Here is a 21620-nt window from a genome sequence, read left to right as displayed (position 1 = left end):
TCGCAATAAGTCCTTGGCATACTCTGTTAGACCTCCTTTTGTAATTGAATGTATTGCTTAATGGCTGACGGCGAGAACGTCAATTAAGATCATTGTGCAACGCTACATCAGAATTGCAAAGTTGTAGTAGCTAAATTACGAGAACTGATCAATCATTTTAATCAACATCATGCACGATTTTTTTTCGTCTTCCCGCTATGCCAAGCGAAAAAGAAAGAAAGTGTCACGCTATCTTAGGAGGTTACTGCTTCTATTATTGGTGGGCATACTAGCTTTAGCTGGATGTCAAAGTATTCTAACTGGTGTTAAGCAAGATAAAGTAATTCATTTAACCTTGTGGCAAGGTGTAAATCCGCCGCCAAATCGGGATGTGCTGCAAAAGCTGGTAGACAAATTCAATCAATCCCACTCAGATATTCAAGTAGAGTCGCTTTATGTTGGGCAACAGGATCAGCAAACGCCCAAGATTTTAGCGGCGGTGGTAGGAAATGCACCCCCAGATTTATTGTGGTACAATCCAACGATCGCAGGTCAATTGGTAGAACTCAATGCGCTTTTACCTTTGGATGAAATGCTGGATCAATCTCCAATCAAAGCCGAAATTGACCCGGCTTTATATTCATCAATGAAATACAACGGGAAGATTTGGTCTGTGCCTTTTGCTACGAATAATGTTGGTATTTTTTACCGTCCGAGTTTGTTTAAGGCAGCAGGGATTACTGAATTACCGCGCACTTGGGAAGAGTTTGGACAAGTTGCGAAGAAATTAACTCGTGATACTAATGGTGATGGACGAACAGATCAATATGGGATGTTTCTACCTTTGGGGAAGGGAGAATTTACAGTGTTCACCTGGCTACCGTTTATGTGGAGTGGTGGCGGCGAGTTGGTGAGTGGTGATTCACAGAATGCAGCAGCAGTAAATTTGCAAGATAATCAAGGTGCGATCGCGGCTTTGCAATTCTGGCGCAATTTAATTACAGACGGTTCCGCGATTTTATCTGGTCCAGAACGGGGTTATGAGACAGATGACTTGCTGGCTGGTAAAGTGGCAATGCAATTAAATGGCCCTTGGACTCTGGGGCAATTTCAAGAGACTGGTGTTGATTTTGATGTTTTTCCAATTCCGGTTGGGCAGAAACCTGCTACTGTTATTGGTGGTGAGAATCTCTTCTTTTTCAAAACCACGCCGAAACGCCAAAGAGCAGCCTTTGAGTTTGCCGAATATGCTTTGAGTGAAGAATTTCAGACAGAATTAGCATTGGGAACTGGCTATTTACCCGTGAATTTGAAATCTCGTCAAAGTCGAAAATATCAGGAATTCGTCAATAAAATACCACAGGTGAAGGTATTTTTAGATCAAGCTAAATATGGGCGATCGCGTCCGATATTTCCTGGTTACAATCGGATTTCTGACAGTGTAGGGCGAGCGATTGAATCTGTATTGTTGGGTAAAAGTTCGCCAGCAGATTCACTCAAAGCAACCCAGCAACGCCTAGATTTGATTTTCAAGTGATCCGATTACCCGAAATCCCTACAAAACCTCACCCTGTCAAGAAAGTACATCCCTCTCCTTACTAAAGAGAGGGACAGGTTTTGCGTAGTATAACCAGGGTGAGGTTTTTTGAGAGCTACGGTGTACACACAAGTGATCCGATTACCCAAAATCCCTGGAAAACCTCACCCTGTCAAAAAAGTACATCCCTCTCCTTACTAAGGAGAGGGACAGGTTTTGCGTAGCATAACCAGGGTGAGGTTTTTTGTTTAAATCACAAAAGGTTCAAGTTCGCGGTTATACCACTCATCTTCAACACGTTCAGTAATCAGTGGTCTGATGATAAACTTGGGTGGGCGACCATCCAGAACATCAATCCGCACACATGAGTAAGGCAGTCGGTTCTGAGAATTGTAGTCATGACGACCCACAAAAAGCATTGAATCTGCAACTTTCCGAATGGGTTTACCGGCAATTTCGGTAAAAGTCTCCATCAATTCAGTCCCCCCTCGCCGTTGATAGCGGGGACGATGACCACTACCACCAGAGATAATGCAGTTAATGTGGGAGTCAGCAAATCCGGTATCAGTTGTGCAAAGATGCTCGAAACAGTGAGCGTGACCATTTAAAATCAAATCCACTATAGGACGTTCTTTAATTAGAGAACCAAGATTTTGTGCCACTTGTTCAAACACCCAGCGCAAGCGGTGGCGAACCGCCAAAGTTTGCGCCTGATTCCACTTGGTAGCTTCTGTGACGTAGGGTGGATGGTGGAAAAAGATTACACGTCCGCGCACTTCGGAGGTGTTCCAAGATTCGATTAGTCTGCTTCGCAACCATTCAAGTTGTTCAAAGTCGATCGCAGGCATTTGCTGAGATGTTAGTTGTTTTTCAATATCGATTTTGATCTCATTTATTTGGTCTAATTTGGCACTTAGCTCATCGAGTTGTTCGGCGTCGGTGGGTTTATCTGGGTTGAGGCGATCGCATATTCCCAAAATCTGCAATTCTTCTTGATCTATTTCCTGGCGACGCTTTTGCAATTCCCGGCGGTAAATTTCTCCCTCTTGAGTTGCAGGTAATGGTGATGGTGTATTAAAGGTGTTGGAATCTAAAGCGAAAAAGTCAATACCGCCGTAACGGAAAGTGTAATAACGATTGGGTAAGCGGGTAAACTGTCCAGGTTCGTAACGCAAACAGCGCCCTGTGTCAGTCTTAGCAGTATAGTGTTGATCTAAATGACGTTCCAATTCTGGGGAAGACATCGCCCCTGTATAGTCCAAAAACGCCCGTGCATAGGCATCGCCTTGATATGATCCATGCCAGCCAATCTCACTATCTTTGTAGCGCAACAAGCGACGCAGTGGTAACGTAGTTCCAGCCAGCCAACGGTAGATTAACGGCACATCGTAGTAATCATGATTACCAAGTACTGGCAAGAATGGCAGATTAAACACCATGCGATCGTAAGAAATGCCTTTGGGGTTGTCGCCACCGACCAGAAATTCCCGATAAGGCTGAATAAAGTTTGTCGAGTAATATTCTTGGGAACCCACCACATAAATTACATCGCCTGTGTGCAACACAAAACTGCAATCATCTCGGTGAGTCAGCATCAGTTCAGCAACTTTTCGTTGGGGGTGGTGTCGAGAATGGGATTTGGTGCCGGAATCACCGATAACCATAAACGAAAATTCTGGACTATCCTGCCTGCGATCGTCAATCACCATGCTGGTTTGGTCAATTCCCCGTTCCACAAAACTTGGATGCATCCACCGCACCCGTTCCTTCATCTTTTGAATTTTTACAGGAATCGGTGGCTCGGAAATCAATTTCATGGCTGATAACTCTTCAATGCCTAATGCATATGCAGATTGTAACGAAATAATAAGGGTTTTATTTTAAATCTCCTTTCCAGAGACTGCTAAACACAAAATTTCTCTTAGGAACGTGGATTAAATAAAATGCAAAACTTCATCCTGTCTCACGATCCCTCTCCTTTATAAGGAGAGGGATTGAGGGTGAGGTAAGCCAGGGACATAAATTGTATATTATTTAATTCTTATCCCTTAGTGCCTTTGCATCTTAGCGTAAAATTTACTACTCACCACCACTAAATGTATTACGCAATTTTCAGGTAATTAACAGGGGCTTTGCCTACATAGCCGTACTATCGTAATAAACATAATACTTGTGCATCTATGAAAAATGCGATCGCTCTTAAGCTCTTTGTTGGTATCGCTCATCAAACAGGATTATTATTTCTCTGCTCTATGCTACTAATAGCCTGTAGTAAAAGTGGCACTACTGGTGCAAATTCTGCAAATAACCCAACAGTAACAACAGGTGCAGTTGATGCGATTCCGATCGGTATCGCTTTTGCCCAAACAAGCAATATAGCATTACTTGGTCAAGAAGGAACTGATGGAGTAAAAATTGCCGAAAAGTATTTTAATGAGCAAGGTGGTATCAATGGTAAACCAATTAAATTAGTATATCAAGATACTGGTGGCGATGAAGTTGGAGCCATTAATGCCTTTCAAACTTTAATTAATAAAGATAAAGTTGTTGCCATTGTTGGCCCTACCCTGTCACAACAAGCTTTTAGCGCTGACCCCATAGCAGAACGTAATCAAGTTCCAGTTATGGGAGCATCAAATACTGCTAAAGGGATTCCCGAAATCGGTGATTATGTTGCTCGTGTTTCTTCATCTGTTGCTGTCGTCGCTCCTTATTCGGTGAAAGCCGCACTCAAGCAAAATTCTCAAATCAAAAGAGTAGCTGTATTCTACGCTCAAAATGATGCTTTTAATAAGTCGGAAACAGAAATTTTTCAGAAGACAGTTAAAGATTTAGGATTGAATTTAGTAACAGTACAAAAGTTTCAAACTACAGATACCGACTTTCAAAGTCAAGCCAGCGATGCGATTAATTTAAAACCAGACTTAGTGATTATATCCGGGTTAGCTGTAGATGGAGGTAATTTAGTTAAACAACTACGGGAACTTGGTTATAAAGGAATAATTGTTGGTGGCAATGGTTTTAATACATCTCATATCTTTTCTGTATGCAGAGAGCTTTGTGATGGTGTGATTATTGCTCAAGCTTACAGTCCTGTATATCCCAGTAAAATTAACACTGCATTTCGTAAAGCCTACATTGAACAATATCGTAGAGAACCACCCCAAGTGAGCGCTCAAGCTTTTACTGCCTTGCAAGTATATATAGAAGCTCTACAATCTTTGGATAAAAAAAGCAAAATTAACAAATTGACGCTGCCACAATTGCGTACACAATTAAATCAGGAGTTACTCAAAGGAAAGTATCAAACTCCTCTTGGTGAAATTGCTTTTTCACCAGTAGGTGATGTCATTCAGAAAGACTTTTACGTTGCACAACTGAAGATGGAAGCAAACGGCACCAATGGTAAATTTTCTTTCTTAAGCGTAAAATAGTACTTTCTCAAGCTAGTTTGGGGGTTTGTAGTAAGCAGTAAAGTCATTATAAGAGTCGATTCAAATATCCCTAAAGGTCATGAATAAAAGAATTCCAAGCATCAAGATCCACCGTCACTTTTTTGTAAGTATGGAACCCGCGTCACAATCCGGTTCAATTAAAGCCAAAAGCCTTAATTTGCGTAGGAACGAAACCCAACACTAAACATTAATTGTTGGGTTTCACTTTGTTCAACCCAACCTACGATTCTAATTCAGAATTCTGACTCCTGAATTCTGAATTCTGCTGTAATTAGTTCTCTTGTCCCGTTGGTCGAATGAGGATTTCGTTGACATTAACATGCGGTGGTTGAGTGAGAGCGTAAACGATCGCAGCAGCAATGTCTTCGCTTTGCAGAGGTTGAATTGACTTGCGTCGTTCTTCGATCCGTTGTTTGGCAACGGGATCGGTAATTTGGTTGTCAATTTCCGTATCCACTAAACCTGGTTCGATAATGGTGACGCGGATGTTGTCCTTGTGGACTTCTTGGCGCAATGCTTCGGAGATGGCATTGACACCCCATTTGGTAGCATTATAAACACCCAGACCCGCCCGCGCTGTGCGGCCAGCCACTGAGGAAATATTGACTATATGCCCGGATTTTTGCGCCTTCAACAGAGGCAAAACAGCATGAGTAGCATATAGCAATCCTAGTACATTGAGGTCAAACGATCGCCGCCAGTCTGAGCTATTCCCAGCTTCAATGGTGCCGAGTAAGGCAATCCCGGCATTATTCACCAGGATATCGACCCTTCCCAATTCTGCATTTGCCTTTGCCACCAAGTTATTTACCTGGGTTTCGTCAGTCACATCGGTAATAATGGATAATGCCTTGCCACCACTAGATTTTATGCGTTCTGCTAATGCCTGAATGCGATCGCCACGTCTAGCAGCAAGTACTACTGTAGCTCCTTCTGCTGCCAAAGCGATCGCCGTTGCTTCTCCAATTCCGGCTGAAGCGCCAGTGATAATTGCTACTTTTCCCTCTAATTTCCCTGTCATCGGATTATTTAACTCCTTAGTAATTGATAATTGGGCATTAATTATCCTAAATTACAGCTATTTTCAGGTAAATAGACCACGCCACGCGGTAGGGGCACAGCAATGCTGTGCCCTTACGACAGATGTGGTTCAAATACTTGAATTCTGCTGTCAAGGCGCTATATCAACGATAGTGTTCAACTAAATACACTAACTTGATAGATTTACTGTTTTTTATACTAGTTAGCAAACTATCATAGACAACTCTAAGAAGCAAGGTGTAGGGGGAATGGGGAGTGGGAACCGCCGGACTGCTGAGATTATTCTCTAGAAGGCAATTGTTCAACAGCTAGAGTTTTAAGCACTTCTAGCAGTTTCTGAAGAGACTCGCCATTTGTTCAGCAAGTCAGTAAAATTATTACCTAGACGTTCCTGCCTCAATCCGCGCCCCAAGCTGAAGAACTCGTCCGAGATCATCAGCGTTTCGCCAGGTTTCAATTATCTTCCCATCAACAATCCAATGAATGAAGATAGCCGTGAACGTCTGCTCTCGACCATGACTAGGTATTCCCAGGAAACTTTCTTGAGCGCAGGTGTTGGTCGCACGCACCACAACTTTATCACCTTCAGCAATTACATATTCAATTGTCCATTTCTGCTCAATAGCCCCAAATGAACCAAAGAGTTTACGTACCCCATCTGGCCCTGGAGGAAGCCCAGGTAAACCACCGTGCATCGTCCAAGTTGAGGCGGTCATCTCGCAGATATCTTCAATCCGATGCTCGCTAATGAGTTCGACCCAGCGTCGAGCAATTATTTTGTTGTCTTCAATGTCAGACATTGCTACTCCTTTTTATAGTTGCAAGTCACATAGTCAAACATACTCAGACATTTGTGAGATTGGATAAAAGCCACTCTACTTTTAGCATGAACACGCTTGAATAGTAGAATTATACGCCTTGGATGTACTACCAGACATTCCCTATCCTTTAGAATAGACTTGAGACAGTCGAATCCTTCTTTCCTTACTTTTTCTGGCGATGTTATATCCCGCATTGACATCGGCATGAATTTTGACACGATTAGTATAATTGCAAAAACTAATAATTTATTCCAGAAAATCATGAATGAACTTCAAAGAACTATTCGCTAAATATAGCTTTATTGACGATGCATTTAATTAGCAATTGATCTAAAGTTTCTATTTTCCCCAGCTATTAGTATATAATATGCCTAAAATTACTGTTTGCATTCCTACTTTTAATCGAGTTAATCTCCTGCCTTATGCGATCGACAGTGTACTGAATCAGTCTGAGCAAGACTTTGAGCTAATTGTTTGTGATGACGGTTCTAGCGATCGCACACCTGAGTTAATATCCCAGTACACAGACCACCGGATTAAATATATCCGTCATCCGCAAAATATTGGTAAAAGTAATAATATGCGCTCTGGCTTTGATGCTGCCAGTGGTGAATATTTTATTAAATTTGATGATGATGATCGGCTAATACCCGATTTTCTGGCAAGTACCGCAGCTATTCTTGCTCAAGACTCTAGCATTGATTTTGTTGGTACAGACCATTGGATAATTGATATTAATAATGTGCGGGATGAGGTAAAAACTCAAGAAAATTCTCATCGCTGGGGTAGGAAGAATTTAGCAGCAGGTGTTGTAGATAATTTGTTGGAAGTTGTATTTATTCACCAAAGTTTTCAAATTGGGGCGACATTATTTCGCCGTCAAACCTTGCAAAAATTAGGATTTATGCAGCAAAATATGCAAAATTGTGAGGATAATGATTTATTTGTGCGTCTGGCTTTGGCTGGAAAAAAGGGTTATTATTTACCAGAATTATTGATGGAATATCGCAACCATGCAGAGCAGCAAGGTATCAATCGAGCCATTCCTTATTTATTTGATAAAATCCGGTATTTAGAAAGTTATAAATTTGAGTCTGAAAAAATAGAGACAATCAGGAAAAATCGTCTAACTGAAACGCAATTATTATTAGGTTTGCGTTTAATTGAAAAGGGTGAAACGCAAAAAGGTAGAGAGCTAGTTTTGGCAGGAAAGTCTTTTTCAACTCCTAAAGCTTGGACTGGTTTAGGATTATCGCTGTTACCAGTTGGGTTGCGAGGTAAGGCGTTTCATGCACTGCGACAGGTGCGGGGTTAGAAAATACAGCATAATTCAGGAGCAGGAGTTGCCAAATTTCCTACTCCATTTCGTTGTATAACTGACTATACCGTCATGTATTGCTAAGACAAAAGTACATTAACTAAGATTTAATACAGCTACTGACTATTGGATATATCTGTAAACTTTCTTACTTTTTCGTAAGTACCTTTGGCAAAGTTTTTAATCTTATGTTCACTGCCTGATTCAGACGATTTCTTAAGATTTTGCCAGGTTAAAACTTTGCCTGGTTGTTTCCAATATTTAATAGCTTCCCATGCAGCATTCCTGTGATTTTCGTTAGTTACGCCACCTTCCTCTAATGCACTTTTGATTTCTTCCTCATTTGCTATCACCAAATTTAACTTTGCTGGAGGAAGCACTTCTTTTACAAGTATTGTAAGTTTTTCCAATGCAGATAATATATTTTCCAGTCGGCTTTCAATTCCTCTCGATTTTCCTTCAGAATCTGATTTTTCTGTATTATCTTTAGAAAGTAATTGATTTATTTTAGTATAAATTGGTTTGAGTTTTTGCTCAATTAGGCTACCAATTTCAGTTTCCTCTTTTAGATTATTTTCAGCATCAATTGAATAACCAAGCAACTGCTCCATTTCATCTTTAGCAGCAACAGCTTGCTCATCGTTCATATCAAACACCCAAACCCATAGCTTTTCGATGTCAAGTTCTTTAGCAAGAAGACACCAATCAGCACCAAAAACAACTTCGTACTCCTCTTCTTCGCTATAAGCTTCGGTACGACGCACAATTAGAGGAATTAAATTACTTTTGTGTTGAGTTAGAGTCTCCTCTATTAGCTGGCGTCTTTCCAGGGAAATATTTTCCTGGAAAGTCGCTGATATAGCAATCTGGAAAGTATAAACTTGACCATGACTAATTGGTTGAATTCCCAAGTTTGCGCGAATACGGGCGCTGCGTTCTGAACTATCCATTATTTTTTGAATCTCCAGTAGCAATTTGAATCAAATGTTGAGCTAGATTGGTGTAGCGTTCTAGAACTTTTTGTGCAGCCTCTTTTTCTTGAGAGGCAAGTGTGTTGTCAAATTCTCCTTGGTACAGTGGATATCCTTTATCTTGACAAATAGAAACTATATTTAAACGTGGAATCCAAGTGCTTTCAGGAAAAAGTTCCACTTTGTTACTTCCGCCACTCTTTTCAAGAATATCGAAAAGTCTGACAACCATAGACTTATTGTAGTTGGATGATTTTTGGTCGTACATACTAACGGCTATTCCCAAAATTGGTAGAGGTTCATCTTTTAATTGCTCTATTTCATTTGTTCGCTCTAGCACATATTCTAAAGCGCGAATTGCGTAGGCTGATAACTGAGTAGGAATAAGAATAGCTGATGATGCCATTAATGATATGCTGTTAACTTTGCCGAAAGAGGGAGGCGGATCAATAAGTACGAAATCGTAATCATGCTTTTTCAGCTTTTTTGCAAGTAGGCGATCACTATCTACTGTTTGGTTAAGTGTAGTTTCCATTCGACTTAGGCGTATATGTGAGGGAACCAAGTCCAATTGAACATCTCCCCAATTAGTTGTAGTGATTGTGTCCTCTAATTTAGTTCTTGGCTCAGTAAGTAGATGGGTAATATCTTTCTTCCCTTTCTGTTCAATATCATCCAGCGGATCTATTCCTAAGCCCATTGTTAAATTAGCTTGAGCGTCAATATCAATCAGCAGCACTCGCTTACCTAGCTTGTTGAGAGCAGCCGCAAGGTTAATAGTTGTTGTAGTTTTACCTACCCCTCCTTTGTTATTAAATACAGTAATAATCATCGATTTGCGTTCCTCCTTCGTTTCTGAAACTAAAATTTCTTCTTTATTGGTTTGCTGTGTTTGAATGGGAGAAGTCTTACCTTTGTTGAATAAGCCCAACATATCTTCTTGTTGCACCTCTTTGGAGATTAAATTTAAAAATTGTAATCGAATATTCTGTTGATTTTTATACAACGTAGAAGTAAAGTTTAAATAAGTTTTTTTGGATAAAATTTTGTAAAATGACCTATATTTATGAATAAGTGTGGCTTGTGAATACTCTACAATCGTTGTAATTTTTTCGTTATAGTTATAAAGTATACGAAAATCATAGCCATTGGTTAACAGACCGATAATAGATCCAGTGTGGCGCATATAATTATTAATTTGCCAAACGCTGTGGGCAATTTTTTTACTGGGTGCTTTAACTTCAATAATTAAATAGGCAGGTTTTATTAAAGCGGAGTCTGGTTGACCCACTAGAAAGTCAAGCTTAGATTGGAGAATTACTACTTGAGACTGCCAATCTGTATTACTGTAACCAAGGATATGCAAGAGGGGAACTACTACCTTCTGCTCTACATCGGATTCGTTACTATTTGGAGCGATCGCTTGAAAAATGTTTTGCAGGGTCGAGCCATAGTCAGCAATCATACTAGCACCGAGAGGCATCCAACTTTACAATTCTATCCGCTAATTTCTCCCTTGTAAAAATTTTTGCCTCTGTTGCTAGTAAAATCCAAGAATGGCTAGAATCAAAGTGTTTACTTAACGTATTTGCGCTAAAGGTTTTGGCTACTGTATCTTGTCCCCACTGCCATCAACTCGTTGATAATCAAGCTATTAGTTGTCCCTATTGCCGAACGACACTCAAAGCTTACGGCCATCCCGGTATTCCATTGCACCGCGCCACTAAGGACGGGTATCTGTGCGACACTTGCACCTATGAAGCTGATAATACTTGCAATTTTCCCCAGCGTCCCTATGCCAAAGACTGTACCCTCTACCAAAATATTGAACAGACAAAGTTAGAGTTGCAACAGCAGCGTTACACTAACCGTTTTGCAGTAACGGTGAAAAGTTGGATAAAACGCAATCAGGCTTTGCTGTTGCTATTAGGTTTATTATTGGTCTGTTTGTTGTTCGTTATATTAAGGTCTTGATTAGTGTTTGTTGGGGAGTCGGGAATATAGCACTTCTGGGTTGAGTCCAATACAGACCTAACCCCCAGCCCCTTCCCTAGAAGGGAAGGGGAGTAAGATTCAAAACCTCTCTCTTTTTAGGAGAGAGGTTTGGAGAGAGGTCAAAAATAACAAACAATGCCCCATGCCCAATTCCTAATCTTCAGACTGTGGTGATTTTGGATGCTTCAGCAACAGGCTCAATCACTATTGGTGGCGCTTTTTCCTCAAATGCGGCTAAATCGAACCAAAAAGTGGTGCCAATGCCAACTTCACTCACGAGATGGACTTTACTACGATGTCTGTCGATGATATTTCTGACAATCGATAAACCTAAACCCGTGCCTTCTAGGGTGTGAACTCGGTTTTCTACGCGGAAGAAGCGTTCAAAAATTGAGTATTGATCTTCTGTAGCGATGCCAATTCCAGTATCGGAAATTTCAATCCGCACTGGAGAAGATTGGGTATGACTGGGCTTGAAATCTAGTTGATAGGCGCGGATTGCCACTTTACCACCGGCTTTGGTGAATTTGAGGGCATTACCAATCAGGTTGCCAAACACTTGTACTAATAGATCATAATTACCCATTACTAAGGGCAAATTAGGAGCAACTTCCTGAACAAGTTCAACACCTTTATCTTTAGCATTGAGTTGGTAAGTACGCAGTGTTTGCTCGATCGCTTGGGCTAAATCTACGCCATCAAAGTTATAATTGCGACCAGATTCGAGTTTTGACAAATCCAAAACATCGTTAACTAGACGGGTTAGGCGATCGGTTTCATTGTTGACAGTTTGGAGAAACTCTTGCCGTTCTTGTAAAGCTAAGTCTTCGCCGTAGTCGTGCAGGGTTTCAATATAGGTTTTGATGTTGAATAGAGGCGTTCGCAGTTCGTGAGAAACGTTGCTGATAAATTGGCTTTTTGCATCGTTTAATTCCACCTCACGGGTAATATCTTGGATAGTAATCGCAATACCTTTGATACTTTCCCTTTGCAGATTCAGTACTGTAGTCAAGAGAATGCGGATCGTTCGTGGGGTGGGTTGGTTAATAAAAATTCGGAATTCGGCGCTTTCACATTCGCCTGCCGCCATTTCGTACAAGGGACGGGTGATTTCCATTTGTACCGATGGTGGCAAGTGATGTAACACATTATGTCCTACGACGTCAGCAGCTTCCCAGCCAAAAATTCTCTGTGCTGTGGGGTTGACTAAAATCACTTGCATGTTGTTATCAATTAACACAGCACCATCGGCGATCGTTGAAACTAGGGTTTCTAGTTTGGCTTTTTCTGCGGTCAGTTCCTCAATATTCTGTTCTTCATAGCGTTCTAATCGCTCTGCCATTTCATTAAAACTTAAAATTAACTCCCCCAGTTCGCCCCCTAAAGGTAAATCAATGCGCTGCTTGAAATTCCCGGTAGCAATTTGTTTCACCCCCACCAGCAGTTCTTTAATCGGCTTAGTGATGGTCAAAGCGTTAATCACTCCTGCTAAAATCACCATTACCCAAATCGTGATAAAAACGGCAATGGTGACATCGCGGGTAAAATTGGTGGAAATGACAGCAGTCTGATTGGGGTTAATACCGATCGCTAATACACCTAAGTATTTTTTATTGACGATCAGGGGAATAAATACATCGGTGACTATCCCATCTGGGGTTGTATGTTGCCGTACCATCGGCTTTTCCCCATCACCAGGATAATCTTCTGGCAGTTGTATCCGCCGTTTAATCGTGAGGGAGTTTTCTACCTCGGCGTCCCAAAAAGGAATGCCAAAAAAGATTTCCCCGGTTTCATCGGCGTAGAGCATATAACGCACACTAGAGGTGCTGCTATAGAAGCGTTGGGAAAATTGGGCAACCTCAGTAAGATTATTGTCAGCGACTAGGGGGGCAACGTTGGCAGCAAGCAGCAGCCCCAAGTCACGGCCGAAGCGAGTGTCATTCATCCGCGCATCCTGCTGAATTGTATTCACAGCCCAGAAGGTCAGACCACTCATCACCAAGGAAACTACCAAAGTGGCTACAGCCAGTAGTTTGGTCTGGAGAGTGAACTCCGACCACCAACTAGCGATCGCATCTCGAATTGTTTTGAATAGAGCTAGCATCTTAAAATAAAGTTGTTAGTAGTCTTTGTTATAAAGCCCAACAACTAAAAAATTAACAGTTAATTTGATAAAAGTGTTAGGGGCATGGGGGATGCGGGACTGCTGGGGATATTCTTGTTAAAGTGGTCTTAACGAATTTACCTCATTTTAGCGATCGCAGTTGATGTCCAGTTGAGGATTAACGCGTTGAACCCCACTTTTTCGCCATAGAATGGTGAATTTTGTTCATAACGCTTGATTACCGCACGAGTCGCTTATGTCTCAGCACGCTTGGTGAATGAGCTTTACGCTTACCGAGTGGTTTGTAAGAGGACACCATCGCTAGGATGTTACTCTAAAATCTGTGTATAGAGTGAGTATCCCATAGCCTATCACTGTGACATGACTCCTTTCCTGTTGGTACGGAGGCAACTAAAGAATCACTTCAAAGACTTCCTAGTTACTCCCTTACCGGATTTCGACTTTGACCTGGACTGAGATATCTGATACCTCAGTACAAGAGCAAACCGTCTGCATAGGCGTTTTGGATTCCCGACTGTCCATCGGTACTAATTAGCATTCCACTATCTTAAGATATTTGGTGGCAAATCCAATACTGGTAAATACAAAGCCGTGCTAGAAGCACGGGGTTTTAAACCCAATTTTTCGATAAATGTCCAACTTGCGTAGACGCTTCCTCGGCAGTCAACACACATCGCCTTTACAGAGTTATGAATGTAGCAATTTTGGCAGCGAGAAACCTTAATTAAGCTGGGGAGATCGCCTGATCCATTAAAGAATCGACATCATAATTATTAGAACTAGCAATAGTCTCTGATGTCAAATATTTTGTCGTTTCTGGGTAGATGCCTAGCAACTTGTTGTTAGACATCGGCTGACCCATTAGAGAATCGACATCATAATTATTAGAACTAGCAATAGTCTCTGATGTCAAATATTTTGTCGTTTCTGGGTAGATGCCTAGCAGCTTGTTGTTAGACATCGGCTGACCCGTTCGAGAACTAAAATTGGAACCATTAAAACTAGAAATTGTCTGTGATGTGAGATGAATTGCGGTTTGTGCGTCGATGCGTAGCAGATTGTTGTCAGACTTTGCCTGCCTTCCTAGAGAACTGACATCGGAATTATTAAAATTAGAGATTGTAGTTTGTGTATTATTTCCTGCTGTGTCTGCAATCACCTGACTCGCTAGAGAACTGACATGAGAAATATTCAAACTAGAGTTTGTAGTTTGTGTACTATTTCCGGCGGTATCTGCGACAATCTCACGGACTTGGGCATCAGTTAGTTTGGAGTTAGCACTAAGCATCAGGGCAACTACACCAGCAACATGGGGAGCAGCCATCGACGTACCGCTATAAGTAGCATACTGATTATTTGGAACTGAGGAGTAGATTTTGACTCCTGGGGCTGTGACGTAGGAAATTGGATTCGTTCCAGAGCGGTTAGAGAAGTCAGCTAGCTTATTATTCTTATCGACTGCACCAACGGCAATTCCCGACTTGTATGCATAGCTGGCGGGATAATCTGGTGATGAGCCACCATCATTACCTGCTGCCATGACGACAATCACTCCTTTGCTGCTGGCATAGTCAATGGCTGACTCTAGAGTAGGATTAGAATAAGCACCTCCTAAACTGAGGTTAATCACGTTAGCTCCATTGTCCACAGCATAATCAATGCCCTTAGCGATGGAAGTGTAAGAACCGGAGCCAGAGTCATCTAAAACTTTCACGGGCATAATCTTGGCATCATAAGCAATACCAGTGACACCGTAGTTATTATTCTCTCCGGCGATCGTCCCGGAAACATGAGTGCCATGACCGTTGTCATCTAGGACATTATTATTATTGTCAACAAAGTTCCAGCCGTGGATATCATCAACATAGCCATTGCCATCATCATCTTTACCATTGCCAGCAATTTCCTTGGGATTCGTCCAGATATTATCCTTTAAATCCTCGTGATTGTAGTCAACTCCAGTATCGACAACAGCAACAACAACGCCTTTACCTGTGTATCCGTGTGCCCAAGCTTCCGGTGCTTTAATGAGGTCTGCTCCCCAATTATTGCCACCAAGGTTAGGAACATCAGCAAAGGTATTCTGACCAGCAGCTTTAGCCACTGCTGCTGCTGCATTAATTAAGCCATAGCCATTGGTGGAGTTATAATTCCCAGTGCTTAAAGCATTAGCAGTAGCGTTACTGCTATTTTGCGATCGCAAAATAGCATCGGCTGAGTTGTAGCTACTACGTCCGTTGAGGTTAAGGCTGTAGCCATCCTTTGTATTAAAGGTATCTAATGAGGAGACTGAAGTGACATTGAGCCGTTTATTTGACAACACATTGTTATTAACATTCTCAATGCTCATAAGTATTTTTCTCAAAGATAGCAATCTTTTTTTGACAGATTGAAGCGTTAAAATCTTTACAGAAAAAAGATTTTAAGGGGTGAATAAGCTCCATTGTCAATAATTACTATGTAATCTCATAACAAAATGCTAATTCGATTACCAAAAAGCATAATCAATAGGGGAATTATTGTTAATATCTTAATTGATAAAATAAATATTAAATTTTTATTAGTGTAAGTAGAAATTGTTGGAATAAGAAAATAATTGCGTTATGTATAACAATCGTAAATGAGTTACGAACAAAAAGGTGTTTGAATCCCTAATAGGGAGTTAATGAAATTTCAACTTCAACCACTGCATCTGTTCCATTAGAAGTCATGAAATGTTTCAATCCCTAATAGGGAGTTAATGAAATTTCAACAAGGGGAAAATATATCCTAATATACGGGAATCATGTTTCAATCCCTAATAGGGAGGACACAATAACATTCATCTCAACCTCCCTGACTTTTCACGGTATCTGGAAAACCTCACTTCTATTTCTCTCTCCTACAAGGAAGGAGAGAGACTTTGAATTTTCCCCCTTCCCGTGTCGGGAAGGGGGGCTAGAGCGTGTTTTCAAACTCGTTATATCCTAAAAAATAGGCGATCGCAGACAGGGTGAGTTGATGAATCGAGGAGACTTAAGTAACGAACAGTGGGAGAGGTTAAAACTGCTACTGCCACCACAAAAACCCAAAACGGGTAAACCAAATCATGAGCAGACGCTCGTTCCTCGCTAACGCTACGCGGCATCCTCTGGATACTCAGAACAGTGGCACCGTGGAGGGATATGCCAGAACGTTATGGAAAGTGGGAGAGTATCGCAACGCGGTTTTACCGATGGCAAAAAGCCGGAATTTGGAACCAAATCTTGGAACATCTGCAAGCGATTACAGATGAACAGGGAAACCTTGATTGGCAGGTTCATTATGTCGATGGAACAGTTGTACGCGCCCTTTACTCACGCCGCAGGTGGAAAAAAGGGGGCGACGAAGATGAGAAACTAGGTCGTTCTCGCGGTGGGTTCAGTACAAAAATACACATCCGTTGTGAAGGTAAAGGCAAACCAATAACTTTTCTCCTCAGTCCAGGTCAACGCAACATTGTTGAACGTGCTATCAACAGAACTCTTGTCGTAGCCGTCGTAATCATCGTAGCCAGAGCCGGAAGCGGGATAGCCGTAGATAACGTCGTAACCGCTAGTACCATAGAGTACATCGCTGTACGAGGTGCCGTTAATAGCCATTTGAGTTTCTCCTTAGAATTTAAAGACAACTTGCTATCCTGTTGATTTAATAGACCTCTTGCAAAAGTCCCTAACACCCCTCCCCGCTCTTCGGGAGGGGAGCGTTTGCTTTACTCAAATGCGGGGTGGGGTTCTTAATTTTTGATTTATGCAAGAAGTCTAATGATTCCTTGATCCGATACTCAAAAAACTCTTCAGGACAGACTTAATGTATCCTTTCAACCCATTCAACTCAACCGAAGCTTACGAACTTAAGAACGAACTTAAAAACTTCTTAACCTCGATCTTCCGAAGCTAGACACAGGAGTTATTTCAACCACTGCCAAAATTAATTCCACTTCCCTAAGATCGGCAGAGCCAACCTTAACTTCAGTATCTACAATTACAAAACTTGACCGACGCTCTAGGAAATATACAGTTTAAGTTATACCGAACAGAAGAATAGCGATCGCTTTCCAGGGAATTTGTAGATAGCAGTTACGCGTATCTACAGGAATTTTTTAACCGCCTCTCCCCAAATTTTGATCTCGTTGACAACGGCTAAAATCTCCTCTGTGTGATGTCGGAACCCCTCAAAATCAATTGCCGCAGTCAATTTTTCGATATCAGCGATCGCGGATTTAATCACCATACGTAAAATTACTTAACGTTGATCGGAGAAGAAAGCAACTAACATAAAATTAGCTGAATAGATTCGCTCCATTCAGTCTTTTAACTCTTACCTGCTGTCGGTCTGAAATAGTGCTTTGCATTTGTGTTTCCTAGCATAATTCTTTAAGAAATCCTTAAAATGGGTGCAGTTTTGAGAATCAAGACTTGATTGAGTTGTAGATAAATTTGGATCGCAGCTGAAGTTATTTATTGCTGACTTGTGCCAGTGATATCCCATTTATTGCTGCATCTTACCGATGCACTACAGACAGTCATGCTTGTCCATAAAAAATACTATCTATATTTATAACTTGCGAGGTTCCCTATGAAGTCCCAACAAAGGAGCCGTAAACGTGGTGTAATGCTAACGCGCCAAGGATTGCAGAAACTCCAAGATGCAAAATTTAAATCAGAAAGTTATGAAAATTTCGATAAACATTATACTCGTGAAGTCTTAGGCTTTCGCATGGGGTTAGACCCAGATACAGTAGCAAAGGTATTTGCCTGTGAAGTGGGGGTAGATCGGCAAACCCTAAAGTACTGTTTTCAAGCATTCAACCTCCAACTAGAACCTAATGACTATCAGTTCGCCAATCTGCATATCAACCCGCAGCAAGACTACACAAAAATTCAAAATCGAATTGATTGGGGAGAAGCACCAGATGTATCCCTTTTTTGCGGACGCAGGGAAGAACTGGCAACTCTCAAGCACTGGATTTTAGCTAAATCTCCGACAATTCAGGCAATAGCCTGCCGTCTCATTACCCTATTGGGCATGGGTGGGATCGGCAAAACCTGGCTATCTGTGAAGCTCACTCAACAACTTCAGGATCAGTTTGAGTTCGTGATTTGGCGATCGCTGCTCCCTGCTCCTCTAGTTAACGATCTCCTGAAAGACCTGATCGCTGTTCTATCAGATGGGAAAGAAACCGATCTGCCAGAACCATTCAATCACAGAATTTCACGGCTGATTCACTATTTGCAACGTTATCGTTACTTACTGGTTTTAGATGGTGCTGAGGGACTTCTCCAAGAATCTGCTGCCCCAGAGATTACCTATAGAGACGGCATCTGCCTCCACTACACAACCACCGGGGAGTACTACGAGTTGCTAAAAAGAGTGGGAGAAGCCACCCATCAAAGTTGCTTAATCTTAACCAGTCGTGTCAAATCCCATCAGTTCATCCCGCTTGAAGGAAAGACACGACCGGTGCGAGTATTCTGTCTTCAAAGATTACAGGTTACAGACATCCAAGAACTTTTCAAAACAAAAGGAACCTTTAGAGGAACGCCAGACGGCTGGAATCGATTAATCAAATCTTATGCAGGGAATCCCCATGTCCTAAACCGCATTGCCACAACGATTCAACAATTATTTGATGGCAGCATCACTGAATTTTTAAACCAAAAAGTAACAGTTTTCGGTACAATTCTCAAGGATTTAGACCGAGAATTTGAACGCCTCTCGGATGCAGCTAAAGCAACGATTCAATGCTTAGTACTCGCTCGTCAACCCATTTCTTTTTCACAGCTACGAACAAAGATGCCATCCTCAGTTTCATCTCAAGAACTCCTGGAAACCTTAGAACTACTGCAAGCGCGATCCTGGATTGATGCCAAATCAGGTTTGTTCTCTCTTCATCCGATGATGATTGAATATGTCAAATCTTTTATTATTGACGAGAAGATCACCAAATTTCAGCCGAGCGTATTTCTGGATCAAGAACATCAACGTCAGGTAGCAAGCTAGAACTGTCAGGGGAACTTTCTTCTAGGGCTTGCTTCTTTGAGTTCATCCAGTCAGTGCTGAGTGCGTAGCCAGCCGTAGGCATCGCTAACTTAAAAATTGTGTTTCTTACCCCTTTTTTGGCAAAATTTTAAGCACTATTACTTATTGACAAATTGTTTATCATAAATATCCGTCTGAAATTGTCTAAAATGTTTGAATTTTGAATTTTGAATTGTTAAGGATGTCCTCTAAATCCCCTGCTCCCGTATGCTTACCCTTTTCATTCGGAGGTTACGTGGTTAACAATGGGTTGAATGTTTTTCAAATGATTCCACCTTATGACTAGAAGTGCAAATGAATATGCCGTATTCCTCCTACTGGAAAGCGGCCACCGGGAAGAAGTACGTTTTCCGACTATTCAAGAGTTTCAGAAGTGGTATAGTGGCGAACTTGTGCCAAAGTCTGCTTCTAATGACTTTATTAGTGTCCCGATCAAAAATATTCAAGGTGAGTACATGGTAATAAGACCCTCTCGGATCGTGGCAATCCGGGTAGAACCCATTTTTAGTTCCAGTGTTGAAAGATTCAACTAAATGATCAGAAAAACCCTCGCTTTGCTTTCCTTGAGTCTGGGAATTGCCCTTGTAAACCCTCTCTGGGTGGCTGTTGCTCAGGTTCCTAACTTACTGCCGTTGCCAGTACCCACAACTCCTAATTTCCCGCCTCTAACAGTACCAAGCACTCCTGAGTTAACGCCACCGCTAAAACCAATCGCTATAGGAAGCTATTGTACACCTAGTCCGGCTTGCTTGGGTTGGGATGACCAAATTTGGGGTCAAATAGGCAAAACAGGCGATCGCAATGCCTTGTTGGCTTCCATTGACAACAGTCTGCTTTACCTAACAAAGGGTGATGCGATCGCAGCATATCAAAATTATCCAGTTAAGGAAATTACTCTTAATCGCGTCCGCCGAAGTTTGGTACGTTTCCGCCAACTTGTTGTCAGTTCTAAGTCAGCAGCGCAACTACAAGCCGATGTCCACCGTGAGTTTGTCTTCTACCAGTCCGTGGGCAACGATGGCAAGGGTACTGTTAAGTTCACTGCTTATTACGAACCTGTTTATACCGCTAGCCGTGTCAGAACTTCAATATATAAATATCCCATTTATCGGCTACCACCTGATTTCAGGCAATGGCCGAAACCCCACCCAAAACGAATTGATTTGGAAGGGAAGGATGGTTTAAAAGGGAATAAGAGCAAGTTGCGCGGTTTAGAATTGCTTTGGTTCCGCGATCGCCTTGACGCATACATGATACATATCCAAGGTTCTGCCCAAATTAAGTTAACTAATGGCAAAACAACATCAATTGGCTATGCAGGTGGAACTGATTACCCCTGGACTAGTATCGGCAAAGAACTAGCCAAAGATGGCAAACTTCCACTGAATGGATTAACGCTACCACGGATGATTGCTTACTTCCGGCGACAGCCACGCGAGTTGAGCAATTATCTGCCACGCTGGGAACGATTTATTTTCTTCCAAGAAACTGGTGGTACCGCAGCTACAGGCAGTATTCATGTGCCAGTGACAGCAGAACGTTCCATTGCTACAGATAAGTCTCTCATGCCACCGGGAGCGCTAGCGCTGATTTACAACTCATTTCCCTATCCTGCTGGACGTGGCAAACTAGAGAATCGTACCGTCAGCCGCTTTGTGCTAGACCAGGATACCGGAAGCGCCATCAAAGGCCCGGGTCGGGTGGATTATTTCATGGGTTCTGGTAAACTGGCAGGCGATCGCGCTGGGATCACAGGCGGTAATGGTTCACTATATTATTTGCTGCTCAAAGAATAGATATTGGGCATTGGGACATTGGGTATTGGGCATTCACCCAATACCCAATCACTTGAAGGCAAACTATTTTAAATAGTATCGCAGCCATGACCATACTTCATTTTTGAGCTTAACAGGCTCTGGATTAGGCAAAAGAGTTAATGGTTTTGTTTGGGCAATACTATTCATCGAAAGTACACAAATAGTTAATTCCCCATCTGTGTAATACCCGTCGCCTCCTCCATTCCGACCTTGCCATGTGACTCCGACACCTGTGACTTGATATAATTGGGCAATCTGGTGTGTATTTCCAATACTTTTAATCAGGTTATCTCTTTCTTGATCAATGTTTGCATCAATGTGGTGAGTAATCTGTCCTGTGCGGTGGCTAAGTTCGATGCTTTGATCAAATGTCGCTGAACCTAACCATACAGGTCTGCGATCGCTACTTACAGCAATTTGATATCAAACCAGCCACAAAGATTGTAAACTTGAAAGATGTAAAAAAACAGATTATTTAGAGATGGCAGCATATTCGAT

At 41.8% G+C, this 21620-nt stretch carries 17 protein-coding genes; 8 read left to right on the top strand and 9 right to left on the bottom strand.

Features of this window, described 5'->3' with window-relative positions; translation table 11 throughout:
- Positions 1–169: 169 nt before the first annotated feature.
- Positions 170–1516 carry an ABC transporter substrate-binding protein gene (locus V7K36_RS30230; protein ID WP_335121327.1) on the top strand — a complete coding sequence of 449 codons (1347 nt, stop codon included), beginning with the start codon at positions 170–172 and terminating at the stop codon, positions 1514–1516.
- Between the two features lie 248 nt (positions 1517–1764).
- Here the strand turns inward: V7K36_RS30230 and V7K36_RS30225 are convergent, their stop codons facing one another.
- Positions 1765–3333 carry a metallophosphoesterase gene (locus tag V7K36_RS30225; RefSeq protein ID WP_335121325.1) on the bottom strand — a complete coding sequence of 523 codons (1569 nt, stop codon included), beginning with the start codon at positions 3331–3333 and terminating at the stop codon, positions 1765–1767.
- A 363-nt stretch (positions 3334–3696) separates the two neighbouring features.
- Between V7K36_RS30225 and V7K36_RS30220 the strand changes: the two genes are divergently transcribed.
- Positions 3697–4950, top strand: coding sequence for an ABC transporter substrate-binding protein (locus V7K36_RS30220; RefSeq protein ID WP_335121324.1), 1254 nt, complete (start codon positions 3697–3699; stop codon positions 4948–4950).
- Positions 4951–5242: 292 nt separating this feature from the next.
- On the opposite strand, the gene V7K36_RS30215 is transcribed toward V7K36_RS30220, so the two are convergent.
- Together V7K36_RS30215 and V7K36_RS30210 are read right to left on the bottom strand one after the other, a co-directional pair.
- Positions 5243–5992 carry an SDR family NAD(P)-dependent oxidoreductase gene (locus V7K36_RS30215; RefSeq protein ID WP_335121323.1) on the bottom strand — a complete coding sequence of 250 codons (750 nt, stop codon included), beginning with the start codon at positions 5990–5992 and terminating at the stop codon, positions 5243–5245.
- A 397-nt stretch (positions 5993–6389) separates the two neighbouring features.
- The gene (locus tag V7K36_RS30210) at positions 6390–6812 is read right to left on the bottom strand and encodes an ester cyclase (protein WP_335121322.1); all 423 of its coding nucleotides are present in this window, start codon (positions 6810–6812) and stop codon (positions 6390–6392) included.
- 388 nt (positions 6813–7200) lie between these two features.
- Here V7K36_RS30210 and V7K36_RS30205 point away from each other — a divergent pair, with 388 nt between their 5' ends.
- On the top strand, positions 7201–8148 hold the full coding sequence (locus tag V7K36_RS30205) for a glycosyltransferase family 2 protein (RefSeq protein ID WP_335121321.1): 948 nt from the start codon (positions 7201–7203) through the stop codon (positions 8146–8148).
- A gap of 119 nt (positions 8149–8267) precedes the next feature.
- Here V7K36_RS30205 and V7K36_RS30200 read toward each other — a convergent pair whose 3' ends face one another.
- Both V7K36_RS30200 and V7K36_RS30195 read right to left on the bottom strand, forming a co-directional pair.
- Positions 8268–9101: a hypothetical protein gene (locus V7K36_RS30200; RefSeq protein ID WP_335121320.1), complete on the bottom strand. Its 834-nt coding sequence runs from the start codon at positions 9099–9101 to the stop codon at positions 8268–8270.
- Positions 9094–10587 carry an AAA family ATPase gene (locus V7K36_RS30195; RefSeq protein ID WP_335121441.1) on the bottom strand — a complete coding sequence of 498 codons (1494 nt, stop codon included), beginning with the start codon at positions 10585–10587 and terminating at the stop codon, positions 9094–9096. The genes V7K36_RS30200 and V7K36_RS30195 overlap by 8 nt, the downstream gene beginning before the upstream one ends.
- 137 nt (positions 10588–10724) lie before the next feature.
- Between V7K36_RS30195 and V7K36_RS30190 the strand changes: the two genes are divergently transcribed.
- Positions 10725–11096 carry a zinc ribbon domain-containing protein gene (locus tag V7K36_RS30190; RefSeq protein WP_335121319.1) on the top strand — a complete coding sequence of 124 codons (372 nt, stop codon included), beginning with the start codon at positions 10725–10727 and terminating at the stop codon, positions 11094–11096.
- A 181-nt stretch (positions 11097–11277) separates the two neighbouring features.
- Here the strand turns inward: V7K36_RS30190 and nblS are convergent, their stop codons facing one another.
- Both nblS and V7K36_RS30180 read right to left on the bottom strand, forming a co-directional pair.
- Positions 11278–13224, bottom strand: a complete 1947-nt coding sequence (nblS, locus tag V7K36_RS30185) for a two-component system sensor histidine kinase NblS (RefSeq protein WP_335121318.1) — start codon at positions 13222–13224, stop codon at positions 11278–11280.
- Positions 13225–13969: 745 nt separating this feature from the next.
- Positions 13970–15595 carry a S8 family peptidase gene (locus V7K36_RS30180; protein WP_335121317.1) on the bottom strand — a complete coding sequence of 542 codons (1626 nt, stop codon included), beginning with the start codon at positions 15593–15595 and terminating at the stop codon, positions 13970–13972.
- 775 nt (positions 15596–16370) lie between these two features.
- On the opposite strand from V7K36_RS30180, the gene V7K36_RS30175 reads away from it, so the two are divergent.
- Positions 16371–16910, top strand: coding sequence for an IS5 family transposase (locus tag V7K36_RS30175; RefSeq protein ID WP_335121439.1), 540 nt, complete (start codon positions 16371–16373; stop codon positions 16908–16910).
- 442 nt (positions 16911–17352) lie between these two features.
- Here V7K36_RS30175 and V7K36_RS30170 read toward each other — a convergent pair whose 3' ends face one another.
- Positions 17353–17496, bottom strand: a complete 144-nt coding sequence (locus V7K36_RS30170) for a hypothetical protein (RefSeq protein WP_335121316.1) — start codon at positions 17494–17496, stop codon at positions 17353–17355.
- Between the two features lie 345 nt (positions 17497–17841).
- Here V7K36_RS30170 and V7K36_RS30165 point away from each other — a divergent pair, with 345 nt between their 5' ends.
- The 3 genes from V7K36_RS30165 to mltA all read left to right on the top strand — a co-directional run bounded on the left by V7K36_RS30165 (position 17842) and on the right by mltA (position 21101).
- A complete protein-coding gene (locus V7K36_RS30165; protein WP_335121315.1) occupies positions 17842–19266 on the top strand; it encodes an NB-ARC domain-containing protein in 1425 nt (474 codons plus the stop codon).
- Between the two features lie 317 nt (positions 19267–19583).
- A complete protein-coding gene (locus V7K36_RS30160) occupies positions 19584–19838 on the top strand; it encodes a hypothetical protein (RefSeq protein ID WP_334827513.1) in 255 nt (84 codons plus the stop codon).
- Between the two features lie 3 nt (positions 19839–19841).
- Positions 19842–21101 (top strand): murein transglycosylase A, encoded by a 1260-nt coding sequence (mltA, locus tag V7K36_RS30155; RefSeq protein WP_335121437.1) that lies wholly within the window; start codon positions 19842–19844, stop codon positions 21099–21101.
- 63 nt (positions 21102–21164) lie between these two features.
- Here mltA and V7K36_RS34350 read toward each other — a convergent pair whose 3' ends face one another.
- The gene (locus V7K36_RS34350; RefSeq protein WP_442948532.1) at positions 21165–21539 is read right to left on the bottom strand and encodes an LssY C-terminal domain-containing protein; all 375 of its coding nucleotides are present in this window, start codon (positions 21537–21539) and stop codon (positions 21165–21167) included.
- Positions 21540–21620 lie beyond the last annotated feature (81 nt).

Origin of the sequence: Nostoc sp., assembly GCF_036919555.1 — a bacterium.
GTDB lineage: Bacteria > Cyanobacteriota > Cyanobacteriia > Cyanobacteriales > Nostocaceae > Nostoc.
The sequence above is the reverse complement of the archived record's forward strand: the minus strand, read 5'-3'. Positions and strand labels throughout refer to the sequence as shown.

What these genes read in the sequence shown, in the direction of transcription:
- V7K36_RS30230 (WP_335121327.1), top strand. Translation starts at nt 170, where the DNA reads ATGCACGATTTTTTTTCGTCTTCCCGCTATGCCAAGCGAAAAAGAAAG.
- V7K36_RS30225 (WP_335121325.1), bottom strand. Translation starts at nt 3,333, where the DNA reads ATGAAATTGATTTCCGAGCCACCGATTCCTGTAAAAATTCAAAAGATG.
- V7K36_RS30220 (WP_335121324.1), top strand. Translation starts at nt 3,697, where the DNA reads ATGAAAAATGCGATCGCTCTTAAGCTCTTTGTTGGTATCGCTCATCAA.
- V7K36_RS30215 (WP_335121323.1), bottom strand. Translation starts at nt 5,992, where the DNA reads ATGACAGGGAAATTAGAGGGAAAAGTAGCAATTATCACTGGCGCTTCA.
- V7K36_RS30210 (WP_335121322.1), bottom strand. Translation starts at nt 6,812, where the DNA reads ATGTCTGACATTGAAGACAACAAAATAATTGCTCGACGCTGGGTCGAA.
- V7K36_RS30205 (WP_335121321.1), top strand. Translation starts at nt 7,201, where the DNA reads ATGCCTAAAATTACTGTTTGCATTCCTACTTTTAATCGAGTTAATCTC.
- V7K36_RS30200 (WP_335121320.1), bottom strand. Translation starts at nt 9,101, where the DNA reads ATGGATAGTTCAGAACGCAGCGCCCGTATTCGCGCAAACTTGGGAATT.
- V7K36_RS30195 (WP_335121441.1), bottom strand. Translation starts at nt 10,587, where the DNA reads ATGATTGCTGACTATGGCTCGACCCTGCAAAACATTTTTCAAGCGATC.
- nblS (WP_335121318.1), bottom strand. Translation starts at nt 13,224, where the DNA reads ATGCTAGCTCTATTCAAAACAATTCGAGATGCGATCGCTAGTTGGTGG.
- V7K36_RS30180 (WP_335121317.1), bottom strand. Translation starts at nt 15,595, where the DNA reads ATGAGCATTGAGAATGTTAATAACAATGTGTTGTCAAATAAACGGCTC.
- V7K36_RS30170 (WP_335121316.1), bottom strand. Translation starts at nt 17,496, where the DNA reads ATGGTGATTAAATCCGCGATCGCTGATATCGAAAAATTGACTGCGGCA.
- V7K36_RS30165 (WP_335121315.1), top strand. Translation starts at nt 17,842, where the DNA reads ATGAAGTCCCAACAAAGGAGCCGTAAACGTGGTGTAATGCTAACGCGC.
- V7K36_RS30160 (WP_334827513.1), top strand. Translation starts at nt 19,584, where the DNA reads ATGACTAGAAGTGCAAATGAATATGCCGTATTCCTCCTACTGGAAAGC.